Source organism: Telluria sp. ZT3P26 (genome assembly GCF_059686035.1).
This window is the reverse complement of the sequence record NZ_JCASII010000001.1, coordinates 1,659,263-1,677,038: the sequence shown is the minus strand read 5'-3', so window position 1 is coordinate 1,677,038 and position 17,776 is coordinate 1,659,263. Positions and strand designations below refer to the sequence as shown.

Sequence of the window (17,776 nt, the reverse complement as noted above, 5' to 3'; positions counted from 1 at the left end):
GCGCTGGGCGTGGGCAATCGGGACCAAAGCATACCGCGTTTGGCCCCGTGGCGGTAGGGCCAAACGGGGCGGTCAGCGACCGTCGCCGGCGCGGCCGCCGAACTGCGCCGACACCTCGCGCTCGATGCGGATCAACAGCGCGCGCAGGCGCGCCGTCAATGCCCGCGCCTGCGCCGTGCCGCCCCCGCGCAGGTCGCGCACCGGCTGCGCTTCCAGGTCTTCGCAGATCGCGGCGAACGCGGTTGCGCCGACCGCGCGCGCGGCCGACTTGAGCTGGTGGGCCAGGCTCGCGGTGTGGGTCAGGTCGCCGCAGGCCAGGGCCGTATCGATGCCGGTCAGGTTCTCGCGCGTGGTATCCAGGAACAGGAAGACATACTTGCGCATCCGTTCCGGGTCACCGCCGGCCGTGGCGGCCAGCAGCGCGAGGTCGAGCACCGCGCTGCCTGGCGCCGTGGCCGCAGGCAGGTTGACGGCAACATCCGACACGGGCGCCGTGGTGCGCCCGAGACAGCGCGCGATGGTGGCCGCCAGCAGTTCCGGCACGACGGGCTTGGCGAGGAATTCGTTCATGCCCGCCGCCATGCAGCGCGCGCGGTCGTCCACGCCGGCATTGGCCGTCATCGCCACCACCAGCGTGCCCGCCAGGCGCGGATCGCGCCGGATGCGGCGCGTCGCCTCGAGGCCATCCATCACCGGCATCTGCACGTCCATCAGCACGCAGTCGAATTGCGCCTGCGCCATCGCCGCCAGGGCCTCTTCGCCATTGCCGGCAACGACGACGGCGGCGCCGGCCAGTTCGAGCAGTTCACGCGCGACCTGCTGGTTGAACGGGTTGTCCTCGACCAGCAGCACGGCGCAGCCGTCCAGGCGCGCCTGCGCCGGCGCGGGCGCTGCGCCCAGGCCGGAACTGGCGCCCGCCCCCACCCGCGCGCCGGCGCCATCGTCCAGCGCCAGGCGCGCCGTGAACCAGAAGATGCTGCCCACGCCAGGAGTGCTGGTCACGCCGACCTCACCGCCCATCAGCTCGGCCAGCTGGCGGCTGATCGCCAGGCCCAGGCCGGTGCCACCATGCCGGCGCGTGGCCGACTGGTCGGCCTGCTGGAATGGCGTAAACAGGTGCTGCAGCGCGTTCGGCGTGATGCCGATGCCGCGGTCTTCGACTTCGAAGCGCACCAGGATTTCCGGGCCAAACGCATGCGCCAGGCGCGCGCGCATCGTGATGCGTCCGCGCTCGGCAAACTTGACCGCATTGCCGGCAAAATTGAGCAGCACCTGCTCGAGGCGCAGCGAATCGCCGCACAGGGGGCGCATCAGCTCGGGCGCGATTTCGATATCGAAGCCCAGGCCCTTGGCGGCGGCCGCCGTACTCAGTTGCGCCTCGACGTTGCGCATCAGGGCGTCCGGCATGAAGCGTTCGGTGGCCAGTTCGAGCATGCCGGCCTCGATCTTGGAAAAGTCGAGGATGTCGTTGATGATGCCCAGCAGGTGCTGGCCCGAGTGGTAGATCTTTTCGAGGTAGTCGCGCTGGCGCGGGTCGGGCACGGCCTGCAGTGCCAGGTGCGTCATGCCGATGATGCTGTTCATCGGCGTGCGGATCTCGTGACTCATGTTCGACAGGAAGTCGCTCTTGGCCTTGCTGGCCGCGTCGGCGCGCGCCTTCAGGCGATGCAGTTCCGTGACGTCGGTCGACACGCACAGCACGGCGCGCTCTTCGTCGACCTGCAGCGGCACGCGCACGCTCCACAACTGGCGCGTGATGCCATCCGGGCCGGCCTGGGCCACTTGCGCACTGCTCTGGCGGTCAGCCCGCAGCACGGCGCGATCGAGCTCCCAGGCGGCGGCAGCCTGACCCGCGTCCATCGCCTCGGTGTCGGGCCGGCCGATCAGGTCGGTTGCCGGGCGCCCGAGGCGCGCCGCGCCCTTGGCATTCAGATAGCGGATGCGGCGCGCGCCGTCCTTCAGGTACACCTCGGCATCCAGGTTGTCGAGCACCGTGTCGAGCAGCAGGCGCTGCTCGTCAGCCGCGCGGCGCGAGCGGTACTGGGCCAGGAACAACCCATACATCAGCAGCGTGCCGATGAAGCCGGCGATCAGCGCCCCGAACGGCACGAAGCGGTCCACGCCCACCAGCATTTCTTCCTTGTGCGCCGAGAAATGCGCTTTCCAGCCATTGCCGACGTAGTCCACGCCCAGCACCGTCACGAAATGCAGCGCCGGATCGAGCGGATTGCGGCGCACGTCGACACCATGCAGCAGGATGTCGCCCGCCACCGGCGCGCCCGGGCGGCCGGTATAGCGGCGCCCGGTACCGTACATGCTCACGCGCAGCGGCTGCGCATCGAGCGAGGCGAGCGCATTGCGCACCAGCTCCTGCACCGAAAAGAAAATGCCGAAAGAACCCAGGTACGCCGCCCGGCGCTCGGCCACGCCCAGCGGCAGCACGCCCCCGATGTACACGGGCAGGCGCATGCCAAGGGCATTGTGCGGCACCGGGTCGGGCAGGAACACGGGCTGCCCCGACGCCACCATCGTGCCGCTGTCGCGCGCCTGGGCCAGCGCCCGCGCGACCAGCGGCCGGGAGGCCATGTCGAAGCCGAGCCGGCGGGTGGGCTTGTCGGCTGGGTACTGGTACGTCACGACTTCGTACCACGGGCGGCGCCCGGCCGGGAAGATCTGGAAATCCGGGTAGCCGCGCACATCGACGCTGCGGTCGGCGCGCATGGCAGTGGTAAACGCATCGCGTTCGGCGTCTGGCACGCGCGTGGCGAAGGTCAGCGCTTCGATGGCCGGATAATTATTCGGCAGGTCGAGCGCCGCCGCATAGCGGTGGAACGAGGCGCGGTCGGGCACCGCACTGCCGCCGCCGGCCGCATGCAGGGCCGCCATTGCGCGCACGGCGCGGGCGTACGAGGCGATGGCGTTGTCGAGCCGTTCCTGGGCGCCGCGCGCCAGGTTGTCAAAGCGGCGCCGGGCGTCGGTCTCGACGGCGGCACTGGCCACCACATGCAGCAGCATGCCGATCGCCAGCGCCAGCAGCACACCGCCACCCCACAGCACGATGGGCCGGCCCACGCGCGCCGCGGCAACTTCGATGGCGCGGGCGCCGCGCAAGGCTGATCGCTTCATGCTTCCCCTTTCGGGCCATGCATGCCCTGCTTGTTGGTAAGAGTCGATGTGAGTATATCGGTGCACCGGCGCGGCGTAGTCCCGTTCGCCGCGCCAATGAGGCTCGCAAGCAACACATCGCCGTCCACCGGCGCAAACCGTGGGGGCAATGGCTGCGGCCCCGGTTCACGATGCGAGGCGCGTGGCAAACAGGGCGTCCCAGGTCGGCGCGATCTCGACGTACAGGGCGACGGCCTGCTCGATCCCGACCGTCTGCGGCGCGCCGATCCGCGTGATGACCACGCCGGCGCGGCGCAGCATGCGCTCGATTGCCGTGGTCGTGACGGTGATGTAGCGCTTCAGTCCGCGCTCGTGGGCGTCGTCAATGATGGCGGCGATCGACTCCATCGTCATCGCCGAAAAACCGTAGCCGGCCACGCCGTCCGTCTCCAGTGCAAAGCGCGACAGCTCCCAGATCTCCGGGTCGCTCGGCGCCGCCTGCCCGTCGAGCAGCTGGGGAAACGAATCCTTGAGCATGTACGGCCCTTCGGTCGGCAGCAGGCGCCAGCAGCCGCGCAGCGTGGCGTCGTCGCGCATCAGCATGTAGCGCGGATCGAGGGCGTCGTAGCCATCGATCTCCATGCCCGACAGAATGGGGACTTCCCAGCCGAGCCGCCCGCGAAATACCCGCGCGCGCAGCAAATGCATTTCGCACAATTCGTTCGATGGAATGGCGCGGCGTGGTGCAATCCTGATATGCATGCTCATTTACCTCTCCCTGTTGAGTGACGTTCGGTCGATCAGAAAAATTCACTGTGCATAGAACCGTCATGCAAATTGGGTAGTCTGGGTACTATCAGCTCTGCTAGGTGTTGAGCAATGTCGGCAGTGCAATACTTTTGGGTATGCAGTTTCCGACGTACTGGCTTTACCCTCCTGAAAGGAATCATCATGGCAATCGAACTGATGTCCAACGCCCTGAGCGCTGACCACCACGCCAACCAGGTCATGCAGGCCGCTGGCGCCGTGCGCATGGCACCGCATGAACTGCGCCGCCTGCGCATCACTAAGCGCGAAAGCCAGGAAAAGTTCTGGGGCCGCTTCGGCGTCACCCAGTCGAGCGGCTCGCGCTTCGAGACCGGCCTGGCGATCCCGACGCCTGTGTCGATCCTGCTGCGCATGTATGTGAACGGCAAGCTCAGCGATGGTGATCTTCAGGGGTAATCAAGCCAAGGCCGATGGCCTTGACCACTGCCTGCTGGCGGGTGTTGACGTCGAATTTCTGACGCACATTCGCCAGGTGGAAGTTCACGGTCGCTTCGGAGCAGTTGGTGATGCGGGCAATTTCCCATGACGATTTGCCCGCCATGACCCACTGCAGCACTTCCAGTTCGCGTTTGGTCAGGCGTGGCGCCGCGCCCCGCCCTTCTTCGGGCCGCACACCCTCATCGCGAAAGCGCTGCGACGACGCAAACGCGTAGTCGCGCACCAGCGCCAGCATCGGCAGCGCCTCCATCACGGCGCGCTGGGCGGCGATATCCGGCCTCGCATCGGACGCAAAGCTGATCACGCCGAATTCGCCCTGCGGCCCGTGCACCGGCAGCGTCACGCCACTGCGGATACCGTGCGCGCTGGCTTCTTCGTACAAGCCGGCCTGCTGGCTGTCGGCGGCGAACAGCCCTGGCTCCCACACCATCGGCAACGTGCTCGTCAGGCAGTGGGCAACCGTCGGATCCACGTAGGCAAAGCCGTTGCGGTCGTAGCGCTCGCGCCAGTTGTCGGCATAGTTACTGCGCAAAAAGGCGGACTCGAAGCGCGCATGGCGCGAACCGACCAGCCCGAACAGCACCTGATCGAACCCCAATGTCTGCGCGAGTCTGTACAGGGATGCGCTCCACTGGTTCGCGTCCCTGGCCTGCATCAACTCAAGTAGTAAAGCGGTATCAATCATGGGGGCGGAATAATATGCAACAGCGCTATCCTAGTCCGTCCGCCCCCCCTCAAAATCCTCGAAAATTAACAATCAAGATATTTACACGCGGCCATTTCATGGGTTGTCGTGTAATGACAACAACTATTTTCAGATCGTCCGTCATGGCGGGATGATTTCGACGATCGTGCGCCGCGTTACTCAAGGTAATTTTTGCGGTTGCAATTGGACGTGACAGCTTTGTTAGCGAAACATAATTTTGTGTCTTGACGCCGATCAATGAAGCACGTTGCTGCGCCAGCGGGTGCTGCGTCTGTTTTACAACAGCCGGGCGCGGTACGGGAAGCCGCGCCACCGCCCCTTGCTCCGGTCAATGAGGCGCAGCATGATAAAACCGGTGTGTAAAATCGACGCATGCACAACCGCTCTTTACCGCCCCCGCCCGGTACCATGCCGGACACGACAACACGCGCCTGGGTCCGGATGCCATCGGGCCGGCGCCTCGACCTGCTGGACCCGACCCCGTTCGATTGGGACGACGCCGACCTCGCGCTCGGCCTGGCGCGCACCTACCGCTGGGGTGGCCACTCGGCGTGGCCGCTGCCGCTGTCGGTCGCGCAGCACTCGCTCAGCGTGATGCTGCTGCGGCGCGCGGCCACGCCCACGCTGTCGCCGCTCGACGAACTGCGCGAGCTGCTGCACGATGCCGAAGAAGGCTTGCTGGGATTCGATGCAATTTCGGTCATCAAGCCGTTTCTGGGTGATGCCTTTCGCGCGCTGACACGGCGCCTGGAACACATGGTGTTCCTGCGCTACGGCTTGCCGGCCTGGGACACGAAGTCGCACGCGGCGCACAAGAAAGCCGACCGGCTCGCCGCCGCCAGCGAAGCGGTCCATGTGGCCGGCTGGTCGGCCGACGAGGTCCGGCGCACGCTCAAGATCCGGGCAGCGATCCTGCCGCAAGACCCGCTGGCGCACTACTACGACTGCGTGCCATGGGAACCGTGGCCGCCGCAGCTGGCCTGCGAACGTTTTCTGCATGAGCTCGAACGGCTCAAGGGATTGGCGAAGCCGGCGCCCTGACGCCGGCCCTGCCCGCTCTGCCTTACGCCTTCGCGCGCGGGGTCAATTCTTTTTCCAGGTACTTTTCCAGGCTTTCGAGCGAGCGGCCGCGCGTTTCCGGCAGGCGCAGCGCGACGAAGATCAGCGAGCCGACATTGATGGCGGCGAACAGGAAGAAGGTCGTACTGCCGAACTGCGCCAGCGCCAGCGGGAACAGCAGGGCCACGATCGCGTTGAAGATCCACTGGCACGCCACGGCGGTGCCGGTCAGCACGCCACGCAGGTGCATCGGGAACAGCTCGGACATCAACAGCCAGTACACCGGCGCGATCAGCATCTGCATGCACAGCAGGAAGCACAGGATGCAGGCCAGCGCGGCGTAGCTGCGCGTGATCCCATCCGGCATCCACAGCAGCACGGCGCCCAGCGCGAACTGCATGACAACGACGCCCGACAGGCCCGACAGCAACATCGAGCGGCGGCCGTGCTTGCCGATCAGCCAGATACCGATGAACGTGGCGATCACGGCCACGACGCCGTTGCCGATGGTCGCGGTCAACGCGGCATTCGTGCCCAGTCCCGTCGATTGCAGGATGATCGGGGTGAAGTACATGAAGGCGTTCACGCCCGTGAACTGGGCCATGAAGCCCAGGCCGATACCCAGCCACAGCAGTTTCCGGATCCACGGCGTCCCCATGACGGCCGACCAGCCGGCCTGCTCGTGCTCGATCTCGTTCAGCTTGGTCATTTCGGCCATCTCGCGCTCGATCTGCTCGTCGCTGGAGCGGATCTGCTGCATGACGGCGCGCGCTTCATCCATCCGGCCCTTGCTGGCCAGCCAGCGCGGCGATGGCGGCACAAACAGCATGCCCACACCCAGCAGCAGGGCCGGCACGGCGGCGATGGCCAGCATGTAACGCCAGACATCCGGCGAATTCGCATAGTGCGCCAGCACCGCATTGAGCACGTAGGCGATCAATTGACCGGTGACGATCATCAATTCATTCTGCGTGACCAGCCTGGCCCGTCTGCTGGGGCCGGCCATTTCGGCGATGAAGACCGGCACCGTGGACGAGGCGCCACCCACGGCCAGGCCAAGCACGAAGCGCATGGCGACCATGACTTCGACCGACGGGGCCAGGGTGGTGCCGAGCGCGCCGATCATGAACACCACGGCCAGCCAGATCAGCGTCATGCGACGGCCGAACTTGTCGGACAGCCTGCCGGCCATCAGCGACCCCACTGCAGCGCCGAACACGAGCGCGGACGTCACGACGCCTTCGGTCAGCGGTGTCAGGCCAAGACCGCCACTCGAGGGCGGCGCGCTCATGAATGGCAACGCGCCGGAAATCACACCGGTGTCGTAGCCGAACGCCAGCGCCCCCATCGTGGCGACGATGGCGACCTTGAAGACGAAGCGGCTTTCCTTGGTATCGGGTGGCGCCGGGGTGGCGGCCGGGGGAACTGCTGCAGACATACGAATCCTTTGTTGGAAATGGACAGGCAGGGAACAACGGTGGGTCCATTTCGTCACCGTCCGGACGACGGGTCAAATTACTTGGCAAAGGATAAAGGGATGGGAATGGGACGACTGTTCGATAGCAAACATATTAGTGAATGTTGTCTACTAACAAAACGCCAATGCTGTTAACAAAATTGAACGACGATTCATCGCGACAAAGAAGATGCCCGCAAGCATCACAACGAGCTAAGCTGCTGATTTTGCTCAAGCTTTTACGCTATCCACAAGAATTGTGGATAACTGTGTGGACAAGCGCCACTTGACAAGCCACAAGGCCAGACGGGATGCGGGTTTCAACAAACTGCCCGTTGTACAGGCAAAAAATTGTTCCAATAAAATCAATCACTTGCACATGCACCAGATATGGGCAGCAAGTTTATGTGCGGCGCACTCCTACAAAACCGTGACATGGGGGATAAGTTGCCAACATGCGGCGATCGACCGTCATTTCCACGCGCTGCGCGCCCGGTCGCGCACGAGCATGCGCACGCTGTCGGGCATTGGCGTGCGCAGCTCGCGCTTGTCGGCGCTGAGCCAGGCGGCTTCTTCGAAATGCTTGAGCATCACGGGCGTGACGAAGCGCGAGCGCGTCGCATACACGTGGCGATCGCCCATGCTTGATTGCTGCTTGATGAAGAAGCGGTTCGGCACGATCAGGTGCAGGTTCTCGCGGGCCCGCGTCATGGCGACATACAGCAGCCGGCGCTCTTCCTCGATATCGTCCTGGTTACCAGTGGCCATGTCGGACGGGATGCAGCCGTCGACCACATTGAGCACGTGCACCGACTTCCACTCTTGCCCCTTGCTCGAGTGGATGGTCGAGAGGATCACGTAATCGTCGTCGAGCAGTGGCGGGCCGGCGCGGTCGCTCGTCGCTTCGGGCGGGTCGAGCGTGATGTCTGCCAGGAAGCTTTCGCGATTCGCATGGCCAGCCGACAGCACGACCAGCTGGTCGAGGTCGAGCGCGCGCACCTGGAAATCGTCGTGCAGGCGCTCGAGGTGCGGTGCATACCAGTCGCGCGCCAGTTCGAGGTCTTGTGGCCAGCGCAGGCCGGCGGTGCGCAGGCACGCGTACAGCGTGCAGAACGTCTGCCACTCGGCGCTGCAGCGCGCCGGCACGGGAAACGCGGCCAGCGTCGCGGCGACATCGCTGCTCTCGCCCACCGCATCGAGCACGCGCGTGGCCGTGGCCTGGCCGATTCCGGGAATCAGCTGCAGCACGCGGAACCCGGCCAGGCGCCCGCCGGGATTCTGTGCAAAGCGCAGCAGCGCCAGCAGATCCTTGATATGCGAGGCTTCGAGAAATTTCAGGCCGCCGAACTTGACGAACGGGACATTGCGCCGCATCAGTTCGAGTTCGAGCGCGGCGCTGTGGCTGGCCGCGCGAAACAGGACGGCCTGCGACTTGAGCGGCACGCCTTCTTCGCGCTGCTCGAGAATGCGGCTGCAGACCCAGCGCGCCTGCTCGGCTTCGTCGGGAATCAGCACCAGCTGCGGCTTGATGGTCGACACCTTGTCGGTCCAGAGCGTCTTGGCATGGCGCTCGAGCGCGGCGCCGATGACGGCGTTGGACGCATCGAGGATTGGCTGCGTCGAGCGGTAATTGCGCTCGAGCGTGATCGTCTGCGCCGGTTGCGTGAACTGGCCCGCGAAGTCGAGGATGTTGCGCACGGTGGCGCCGCGAAAACTGTAGATGGACTGGGCGTCGTCGCCGACCACCATCACGCCCTTGCCGTCGGGCTTCATGCCGGTGATGATCGCGGCCTGCAGGCGGTTGGTGTCCTGGTATTCGTCGACCAGCACATGGTCGAACCAGCTGCCCAGCTCAGCGCCGAGCACCGGGTCGGCTGCCATCTCGGCCCAGAACAGCAGCAGGTCGTCGTAGTCGAGCACGTTCTGCGCCTGCTTGGCGTCGACATACGCGCCGAACAGCGTCTTGAGCTGGGCTTCCCATTCGGCGCACCACGGGAAATACGCCTGCAAGACCTGGTCGAGCGGATCGCGGCTGTTGACCACGCGCGAGTAAATCGACAGGCAGGTGCCTTTCATGGGAAAGCGTTTCTCGGTGCGGGACAGGCCGATCTCGTGGCGCACCATGCCCATCAGGTCCTCGGCGTCGCCCCGGTCGTGGATGGTGAATTGCGGATCGAGGCCGATGCGTCCGGCGAATTCGCGCAACAGGCGTGCGCCGATGCTGTGGAAGGTGCCGGCCCAGGGCAGCGCCACCGGGGCCTGGGATTGCGCCGCCCCGCCCCGGCCAAGCAAGCGGTGCAGGACGCCACTGGCGCGCTGACGCATTTCGTCCGCCGCCCGGCGCGAAAAGGTCAGCAGCAGGATGCGCTGCGGATCGGCGCCAGCCCCGATCAGGCGCGCAACGCGGTGCGCCAGCGTATTGGTCTTGCCGGAGCCAGCGCCGGCCACCACCAGCAGCGGGCGCGGGGCGGCTACGCCAATATCGTGCTCGACCGCAGCGCGCTGCGCCGGATTCAGGCTGGCAAACGGGTCTTCAGTAGCGGGCGCGGCGGTAGCGGTGGTCATGGGCGGCAGACGGAGAAAGCACTACTGTACATTTGTCCAGTATCGTACCGCAAGCGCTAAATCGCATGACACCGGGCCAGACCTGCCGTGCCGTCGGTCAGCCCGCAATCAAGAAAACGTTTTTCTGGATATCCACAAAGTCTGTGAATAACTATGTGGAAAAGCGGGGGCTTGACAGGCTGGACACGGCCTGCGGGGCGGCTTTCAACAATTTGCCTATTGGGAAGGCAACGACGGTGACAACTGCAAATTGACCGCAAATTAAGGCGGTCACACCCTTGACAGGGCCACTGCTGCCATGCGACTACGCGAGCACGCGGCGCCTTTCTGGCTCAAGCAAGACGCGCTCGATCACCTTTGGCCGCACCCCGTTGGACTTCAGGTATTCGACCGCCGGCACGACGCCGAGTTCGCCCAGCGTGGCAATCCCGCGCGTGACGACATCGCGCTGGCCGGCATCGGACCGTAGTTCGGACACGCTGGCAGCGCGTGGAAGGATGTCTTGCGCGTGCAGTGGCTTCATCGATGATCTCCGGTGGTGATGGATGTGTCATGCACCACGATTATTGGCGAAGCAAATGTAAAGTCAATGGCAAACCTGTATCAATACGCGAATACATTGCCCGTGGTAAGCGCGAGTACGGCGCAACAGCGATAATGGCGGGATGAGTCATTCTCCCCTCCCCTCCCGGAACGCGCAACCGGGCCTGACAGCCACCGCGCGCCCCGCTCCCGCCTCGTGCACCGACCTGTTCGTGTCATTCACACTGATTGCCCTGCAGGGTTTCGGCGGCGTGCTGGCCGTGATCCAGCGCGAACTGGTCGAGCGCAAACGCTGGTTGAGCAATGAAGAATTTATCGAAGAATGGTCGGTCGCGCAGATCCTGCCCGGACCCAATGTGTGCAACCTGGCGATGGTGATCGGGCAGCGCCACTTCGGCCTGGCCGGCGCAATGAGTGCACTGGCTGGCCTGCTGGCGGCGCCGCTGCTCGTGGTGCTGGCGCTGGCTCTGGTGTATGCCAGGTTCGCCGATGTGCCTGCAGTCCAGGGCGCGCTGCGCGGGATGGCGGCAGTCGCCGCCGGGCTGGTGGCGGCCACCGGCCTGAAGATGTCGGCCGCGCTGGGCAAGAACGTGCTGCCGCTCGTGGCCTGCGTGCTGATTGCCGCGCTCGGCTTCGTGCTGCTGGCCTGGGTGCGGGTGCCGCTGGCGGCGGTCGTGTTCGGCCTGGGCGGTCTGGGCTGTGTGCTGGCCTGGCGCAGGCTCAAGCCATGAGCGCGCCGCAACTGGCATTCACCTGGCACGACTGGCTCAGCCTGTTCACGCACTTCCTGGCGCTGTCGATGATGTCGCTTGGCGGTGCGATCTCGACCACGTCCGAAATGCAGCGTTACCTGGTCGAGCGCCAGGGCTGGCTGACGCCGGCGCAGTTTGGCGACTCGGTTGCGCTGGCGCAGTCGTCGCCCGGCCCGAATGTGCTGTTCGTGGCCTTGTTGGGATGGAACGTTGGCCTGAACAACGGCAGCACGCTGGCCGCGCTGTGCGGCGTGGTCATCGCGATGATCGGCATCATGCTGCCGTCGACCGTATTTACTTATCAGGTGGCGCAATGGGCACAGCGCAATCGCGAACAGCGGGCCGTGCGCGCCTTCAAGCAGGGCATGGCCCCGCTCGTCATCGCCATGCTGCTGTCGACCGCCTGGCTGCTGGCCACCGGCGGGGGCACCGATCCGGACCGCTGGCCGCTGTGGCTGCTGTCGGTGGCGAGCTGTCTCGTGATCTGGCGCACCCGCCTGCACATATTGTGGATGCTGGCAGCCGGCGCCGTGCTGGGCGCGATTGGACTGGTGTAGTTGGCATGCCGGCGCAGGACGCGGCATACTGGCCGCACCTTTCACTGTCCCCCACATGACGATGTCCGAACTTCTGAACCAACACGCCTGCTTCGGCGGCGAGCAGCGTTTTTACCAGCACGATTCCAGCGCCATCGGCCTGCCGATGAAGTTTTCGGTCTACCTGCCGCCCGAGGCCAGCGGCAAGAAGCTGCCCGTACTGTTCTACCTGGCAGGCCTGACCTGTACCGAAGAAACGTTCATGACCAAGGCGGGCGCGCAGCGCGTGGCCAGCGAACTGGGCATCATCCTGGTGGCGCCCGACACCAGCCCGCGTGGCGCCAACGTGCCGGGCGAGACCGACAGCTGGGACTTCGGCGTCGGCGCCGGCTTCTATCTTGACGCGACCGAAGCGCCATGGTCGACGCATTACCGCATGCACAGCTACCTGCTCGAACTGCACGCCCTGGTACTCGATCTGCTGCCCGCCGATCCGGCGCGCGTGGGCATCTTCGGCCACTCGATGGGCGGCCACGGTGCGCTGGTCATGGCGCTGCGCCACCCGGAACTGTTCCGTTCGGTCTCGGCGTTTGCCCCCATCGCTGCGCCAAGCCGCTGCCCGTGGGGCGTGAAAGCCTTTGGCGGCTATCTGGGCCCGGACGAAAGCACCTGGCAGCAATACGACGCCAGTGCGCTGATGGCTGGGCAACTGTCGGCCCCCTTCCCTGACGGCATCCTGATCGACCAGGGCCTGGCCGACAAGTTCCTGCCAGAGCAGCTGCGGCCGGAAGCGTTCGAAGGCGCCTGCGCCCGCATCGGCCAGCCGCTGACACTGCGCCGCCAGCCGGGCTATGACCACGGTTACTACTTCGTCTCGACGTTCGTCGAAGACCATCTGCGTTTCCACGCCAGCCAGCTTGGCTGACACGTGACGGCTTCAGCACCGCTGAAGCCATTTTCCGGCGGCCCTGAACAACGGCACTGGGACAAGCGACATTGGCATCAGACGATTGTTGTGTGGTAACTGCAACAAACATGTCAAAGCTTTAAGCAATCATGCGCAAAGAGTGAATCGCGTTGTTCAGTAAGTTTCCCTGCGAATACAATGCTTGCACAAATGTCCATGTGCAGCAAGGTTTACGCACGTCCATGTCCTGTCGCCACGATCGCAGCCGGGTATGAATACACCACTGGCCTCGTCCTGGATATTCCCATCCTGTGACCAGGCTGTGGCTCCCCCTGCTGCCCGTTCTCCCTATCCGTCTTTCGATCACGTCCACCAACGATGAAACTCAGCTTCCGCACCAAACTTTACCTGCCACTCATTCTCAGCTGGTTGTGCCTGTCAGCGATGGCCATTCTCCATGTCTACGAAAGCAGCGCCCAGCGCCTCGAAGAACGCAAGGTTGCACTCCGGTTTGCCACCGACGTCGGCATGTCCACGATCAAGGAATACGCGCAACTGGCGTCGACCGGCGCCATGACCGTTGCAGACGCCAAGCAGCAAGCCCTCAAGCGTCTCAAGTCCATGCGGTACGGGAAGGATGGCTATTACACGGTCATCGATTCGGCCCCGACCATGCTGATGCATCCGGTCAAGGCCGAACTCATCGGCAAGGACCTCAGCGACTTCAAGGATACGAACGGTACCTACCTGTACCGTGACGTGGCGGCCATCGCCAAGGGCAGCGGTGAAGGCTGGGTCGAATACGTCTGGCCCAAGCCGGGCCACCCGGACCAGCAGCAGGTGTTCCCGAAAGGCGCGTATGTGCTCACCTACAAACCGTGGGACTGGACCTTCATGACGGGTCTCTACATGGATGACCTGCATGACGCTTTCGTTGGCGACATGTGGCGCGCAGTCGCTTTCCTGGCCATCTGCGGCGTGGTACTGAGCACGATGGTCCTGCTGGTGCTGCGTAATATCACGCGTTCGATCCGCGAGGCAGTCAGCGCTGCGGACGCAGTGGCAGGCGGCGACTTGACCCATCAGTTCACGATCGATGGCAAGGACGAGATCGCGCAACTGATGTCTTCGCTCAACAGGATGCAGCAAGGCCTGGCCACCGTGGTGAGCGAAGTACGCCAGGGCACGGACGCGATCGCCGCTGCTTCATCGCAGATCGCGCAGGGCAACCTGGATCTGTCGTCGCGTACCGAGCAGCAGGTCGCTTCGCTCGACAAGACCACCGCGTCGATGGAAACGCTGGCCAGCACGGTGCGCGAGAACGGCGAGTATGCGCGACAGGCCAATACACTGGCGCTGTCGGCGTCGGGTGTGGCAACCCATGGCGGCACGATCGTGTCTCAGGTGGTCACGACGATGGCATCGATCAATGCGTCATCCACCAAGATCGTCGACATCATCAGCGTCATCGATGGCATTGCGTTCCAGACCAATATCCTGGCCCTGAATGCGGCCGTTGAAGCCGCGCGGGCCGGTGAACAGGGCCGCGGCTTCGCTGTCGTGGCCGCCGAGGTGCGCAATCTGGCCCACCGCTCGGCTGCAGCGGCCAAGGACGTCAAGACCCTCATTGGCGATTCGGTGGCGAAGGTCGAGGCAGGCAGCAAACTGGTCGGCGAAGCCGGCAGCACGATGAATGACATCGTCGCGAGCGTCAAGCGCGTGACCGATATCATCGGGGAAATTGCGGATGCCGGCCAGGCGCAGCAGCTGGAACTAGCGCAGATCAACGCCACCATTCACGACATGGACAGCACGATGCAGCAAAACGCCGCGCTGGTGGAAGAAGCGGCATCGGCGTCCGCCTCGCTGCATACGCAGGCACACAATCTGACCGGTGCGGTCAGCCTGTTCAAGCTGACGCCGAGCCAGCTGCGACCGTCCACGGCAACGCGCCTGGCATTGACGTCACGCGCTGACGGCTGATCCGGCCTTACCCGGCGTCAGAAGGTGCTCTTTGCAGCGCCGTGCGCGGGATCGACGTCGATCCCGCCATGCTGTTCCAGAATCGCTGCAGCACGCTCGCGCTGCGAGGCATCGGCAACCGACACCGTCATCATGCACAGGTCGCCGCGCACGGCAGGCTTGAAGACATCTTCGTAATCGGTGCCGCCTTTGACGGCAGGCGAATCACCCACATAGAAATTGCTTTCGGCGGGGCCAGCCTCGTCGGTGGTCACGTTGACGTTGATGCCGTCGCCATCGAAGCCCTCGGCCAGCAAACCATTGCGGGCGGCCTCGGCCGCGTCGAAGTTCGGCAGCATGCGAACGATGTGGTTATTCATGGTATCTCCCTTGTCTCATTTGCAATCACCGTATCAGAATCCCGTGACGAGCGGCGCAGGCTACCCTGCAAGATCCGCTCCAATTGCCGTGCGGCAAACGAACGCCGGGAACGCGAAACCGTGGTGTATGCTCAATGCAATGCACGCAGATACCTGCGCAGCTTCACCGCACCATGCGCGTCGCTGACGTCGTGGCGTCAAGGAAGCCCGAGAACGGCGTACTGCTGTTGACCCCGCAAAAAGCAGGGTGACAAGGCACGTCGTCTGACCATCCACTGCGCGACGGATTGTGCGCGAAGCGTGTGATGGTTCGCCGGAGCGCACTGCAACGCATGACTGCGAAGCGGTGCGTTTTTTTATGCGTGCGATGCAACGCCCAGACGCACGATGAACACAGCAACAGACCAGCGATGGACCAGCGTCATGCATGCCATGGCACCGCCAGGCAGGCGACACGGTCCAGCGCACAGCAGCACATACAGTACAACTAACCGAGAGGAGCCGACATGAACGAATCGAACGATCAGGGAAGTAACGCAGGTAAATGGATTGGCGCCGCAGTGGCTGGCGCCCTGCTGATGTATGCCTTCGACCCGGACCGCGGCCCGAAACGCCGTGCACGCGCCAAGGGCGCACTGCGCGATGCGCGCCATCGCGGCGCCGACAAGCTCGACCACGCGCTGCACGTGGCCGGTGAGCGCTTCGACTCGGCGCGCGAGCGTGCCGAATCCGTGTACCAGCGCGCCGGCGCGCGCCTGGCCGGCGCCGCCCACGCTGCAGGCGACCGCCTGGCCGAAGCGTCGCACCAGACGCGCGACCGCCTCGAACACGCACGCGGCCGCCTGGCCGAAGCGTCGTACGACGCGCGCGACCGCGCCTCGCACGCAGCCGATTACGCGCGTGACCGGGTTTCGCACGCGGCTGACACGGCCCGTGACCGCGTATCGCACGCTGCCGACGCAGCCCGCCACAGCGCTGCCCGTGTCGCCGACGATGCACGTGACTACGCGGACGACGTCCGTTCGCGCGCGCACCACGTCGCCAACGATGCGCGCGACCGCGCCAATGACGCCGCCGAGAAGGCCCGCAGCAACGCCGATGACGCTGCCGATCGTGCACGCCAGCGTGCCGACATCGCCCGTGAAAACCTGGCGCAGGCCGCGCACAGCGCCGGCAATGGCGCCCGTGTCCGTGCCAACGCCGTGGGCAACCAGGTCCGCGAATGGACCGATCACCTGACGCAAGCCTTCGGCTCGCGCAGCCCGACGCTGACCAACTCGGCCCTGCTGGGCACGAGCGCGCTGAGCGTCGTCGGCCTGGCGCGTCGTTCGCCAGCTGTCGCCCTGCTGGGCCTGGGCGCGCTGGCAGTGCTGCTGCGCAGTGACCGTGGCCGCAACCTGGTCGATTCGCTGCGTCACCGCGGCGACGCAAGCCGGGTCGAGGTCGAAAACAGCGTCTTCATCGATGCGTCGCCACGCGAAGTCTTCGATGCCTGGTCCGACGTGGAAAACTTCCCGCGCTTCATGTCGCACGTGACCGAAGTGCGTGACCTCGGCCACCGTCGTTCGCACTGGGTCGTGCGCGGTCCGGCCGGCATGGAATACGCATGGAATGCGGTCATGACCGAGCAGTCGCGTCCGGATCGCCTGTCGTGGCGCAGCGAGCCGGGTTCGGAAATCGAACAGGACGGCAGCGTCACGTTCGAATCTGTCAATGGCGGCACGCGCGCGACGGTGCGCATCAGCTACGCGCCACCGGCGGGCGTGCTGGGCCACGGCGTGGCGCGCATGCTGGGCGTCGATCCACAGCGTCAGATGGATGACGACCTGGCGGAAATGAAAGCGTTCATCGAACGCGGTGGTCCGCGTGGCGCTGGCCGCCGCTGATCGAAGCCTGGGTTGCTGCTGATCGAACCCTGGGTTGCCGCTGATCGAACCCTGGGTTTCCGCTGACGTAGGGTGGGCGGGTTTTCCGCCCACGCGTTCAACGATACCATGCGTACCATGGAGCGAGCGTCGTTTGAACGCGTGGACGGCATAGCCGTCCACCCTACGCGATTGCCCTTGCCATTTCGATTGCGCGGCACGACGGTACAAGATCATGAATGGCCCCCATGCGGGGCCATTCGTTCGTCTGGACGGCGCTCAGTCCGGAACGACGGCCGTGACCTCGATTTCCACGCGCGCCCGGTCTTCCATCAAACCGGCCACCTGCACCGCCGTCATCGCCGGATAATGGCGACCGATGACGTCACGATAGGCCGCACCCAGCGCCGGGCCGGCGCCCAGGTATTCGCGCTTGTCGAGAACATACCAGGTCATGCGCACGATGTGCTCGGGGCCGGCGCCGGCTTCGCGCAGCACGGCCACGATATTGGCCAGCGCCTGGCGCGACTGCGCGACAAAATCATCCGTCTCGAAGACGCCCGCCGGGGTCCAGCCGACCATCCCGCTGACATGGACCTGCCGGCCGTGCGCGACGACCCCGTTGGCGTAGCCTTTCGGACGCGGCCAGCCTGGCGGTTGCAAGAATTCCATGG

The 17,776-nt window shown here is 65.0% G+C and carries 16 protein-coding genes; 7 read left to right on the top strand and 9 right to left on the bottom strand.

Translation table 11 applies throughout. The features are described from left to right. Positions 1 to 72: 72 nt before the first annotated feature. Together AC56LN_RS07385 and AC56LN_RS07380 are read right to left on the bottom strand one after the other, a co-directional pair. Positions 73 to 3,126, bottom strand: a complete 3,054-nt coding sequence (locus AC56LN_RS07385) for a CHASE domain-containing protein (RefSeq protein WP_499570683.1) — start codon at positions 3,124 to 3,126, stop codon at positions 73 to 75. A 165-nt stretch (positions 3,127 to 3,291) separates the two neighbouring features. After that, the gene (locus AC56LN_RS07380; RefSeq protein ID WP_499570682.1) at positions 3,292 to 3,873 is read right to left on the bottom strand and encodes an acyl-homoserine-lactone synthase; all 582 of its coding nucleotides are present in this window, start codon (positions 3,871 to 3,873) and stop codon (positions 3,292 to 3,294) included. Positions 3,874 to 4,113: 240 nt separating this feature from the next. On the opposite strand from AC56LN_RS07380, the gene AC56LN_RS07375 reads away from it, so the two are divergent. After that, positions 4,114 to 4,329, top strand: a complete 216-nt coding sequence (locus AC56LN_RS07375; RefSeq protein ID WP_332530918.1) for a helix-turn-helix domain-containing protein — start codon at positions 4,114 to 4,116, stop codon at positions 4,327 to 4,329. Here the strand turns inward: AC56LN_RS07375 and AC56LN_RS07370 are convergent. Beyond that, positions 4,304 to 5,056 (bottom strand): helix-turn-helix transcriptional regulator, encoded by a 753-nt coding sequence (locus AC56LN_RS07370; protein ID WP_499570681.1) that lies wholly within the window; start codon positions 5,054 to 5,056, stop codon positions 4,304 to 4,306. The genes AC56LN_RS07375 and AC56LN_RS07370 overlap by 26 nt on opposite strands. Before the next feature lie 49 nt (positions 5,057 to 5,105). Next, positions 5,106 to 5,390, bottom strand: coding sequence for a hypothetical protein (locus tag AC56LN_RS07365; protein WP_499570680.1), 285 nt, complete (start codon positions 5,388 to 5,390; stop codon positions 5,106 to 5,108). Between the two features lie 128 nt (positions 5,391 to 5,518). Between AC56LN_RS07365 and AC56LN_RS07360 the strand changes: the two genes are divergently transcribed. Further along, the gene (locus tag AC56LN_RS07360; RefSeq protein ID WP_499570792.1) at positions 5,519 to 6,118 is read left to right on the top strand and encodes a phosphohydrolase; all 600 of its coding nucleotides are present in this window, start codon (positions 5,519 to 5,521) and stop codon (positions 6,116 to 6,118) included. Positions 6,119 to 6,140: 22 nt separating this feature from the next. Here AC56LN_RS07360 and AC56LN_RS07355 read toward each other — a convergent pair whose 3' ends face one another. The 3 genes from AC56LN_RS07355 to AC56LN_RS07345 all read right to left on the bottom strand — a co-directional run bounded on the left by AC56LN_RS07355 (position 6,141) and on the right by AC56LN_RS07345 (position 10,680). Beyond that, on the bottom strand, positions 6,141 to 7,574 hold the full coding sequence (locus AC56LN_RS07355; protein WP_499570679.1) for a sugar porter family MFS transporter: 1,434 nt from the start codon (positions 7,572 to 7,574) through the stop codon (positions 6,141 to 6,143). A gap of 489 nt (positions 7,575 to 8,063) precedes the next feature. Beyond that, a complete protein-coding gene (locus AC56LN_RS07350; protein WP_499570678.1) occupies positions 8,064 to 10,157 on the bottom strand; it encodes an ATP-dependent helicase in 2,094 nt (697 codons plus the stop codon). Between the two features lie 304 nt (positions 10,158 to 10,461). Then, positions 10,462 to 10,680 (bottom strand): hypothetical protein, encoded by a 219-nt coding sequence (locus tag AC56LN_RS07345; protein ID WP_499570677.1) that lies wholly within the window; start codon positions 10,678 to 10,680, stop codon positions 10,462 to 10,464. Between the two features lie 142 nt (positions 10,681 to 10,822). On the opposite strand from AC56LN_RS07345, the gene AC56LN_RS07340 reads away from it, so the two are divergent. From AC56LN_RS07340 to AC56LN_RS07325, 4 genes are all read left to right on the top strand, one after another. Continuing rightward, complete coding sequence (locus tag AC56LN_RS07340) at positions 10,823 to 11,431, top strand: chromate transporter (RefSeq protein WP_499570676.1); 609 nt, start codon at positions 10,823 to 10,825, stop codon at positions 11,429 to 11,431. Continuing rightward, entirely contained in the window at positions 11,428 to 12,009 is a 582-nt protein-coding gene (locus AC56LN_RS07335) for a chromate transporter (RefSeq protein WP_499570675.1), read from the top strand. The genes AC56LN_RS07340 and AC56LN_RS07335 overlap by 4 nt, the downstream gene beginning before the upstream one ends. Positions 12,010 to 12,070: 61 nt before the next feature. Then, complete coding sequence (gene fghA, locus AC56LN_RS07330) at positions 12,071 to 12,913, top strand: S-formylglutathione hydrolase (RefSeq protein ID WP_499570791.1); 843 nt, start codon at positions 12,071 to 12,073, stop codon at positions 12,911 to 12,913. Between the two features lie 360 nt (positions 12,914 to 13,273). Then, positions 13,274 to 14,878, top strand: coding sequence for a methyl-accepting chemotaxis protein (locus AC56LN_RS07325; protein ID WP_499570674.1), 1,605 nt, complete (start codon positions 13,274 to 13,276; stop codon positions 14,876 to 14,878). A 17-nt stretch (positions 14,879 to 14,895) separates the two neighbouring features. On the opposite strand, the gene AC56LN_RS07320 is transcribed toward AC56LN_RS07325, so the two are convergent. Continuing rightward, positions 14,896 to 15,237, bottom strand: a complete 342-nt coding sequence (locus tag AC56LN_RS07320; RefSeq protein WP_482899196.1) for a hypothetical protein — start codon at positions 15,235 to 15,237, stop codon at positions 14,896 to 14,898. Positions 15,238 to 15,743: 506 nt separating this feature from the next. Between AC56LN_RS07320 and AC56LN_RS07315 the strand changes: the two genes are divergently transcribed. Next, positions 15,744 to 17,123: an SRPBCC family protein gene (locus AC56LN_RS07315; RefSeq protein WP_499570673.1), complete on the top strand. Its 1,380-nt coding sequence runs from the start codon at positions 15,744 to 15,746 to the stop codon at positions 17,121 to 17,123. Between the two features lie 258 nt (positions 17,124 to 17,381). On the opposite strand, the gene AC56LN_RS07310 is transcribed toward AC56LN_RS07315, so the two are convergent. After that, on the bottom strand, positions 17,382 to 17,774 hold the full coding sequence (locus AC56LN_RS07310) for a RidA family protein (RefSeq protein ID WP_499570672.1): 393 nt from the start codon (positions 17,772 to 17,774) through the stop codon (positions 17,382 to 17,384). Positions 17,775 to 17,776 lie beyond the last annotated feature (2 nt).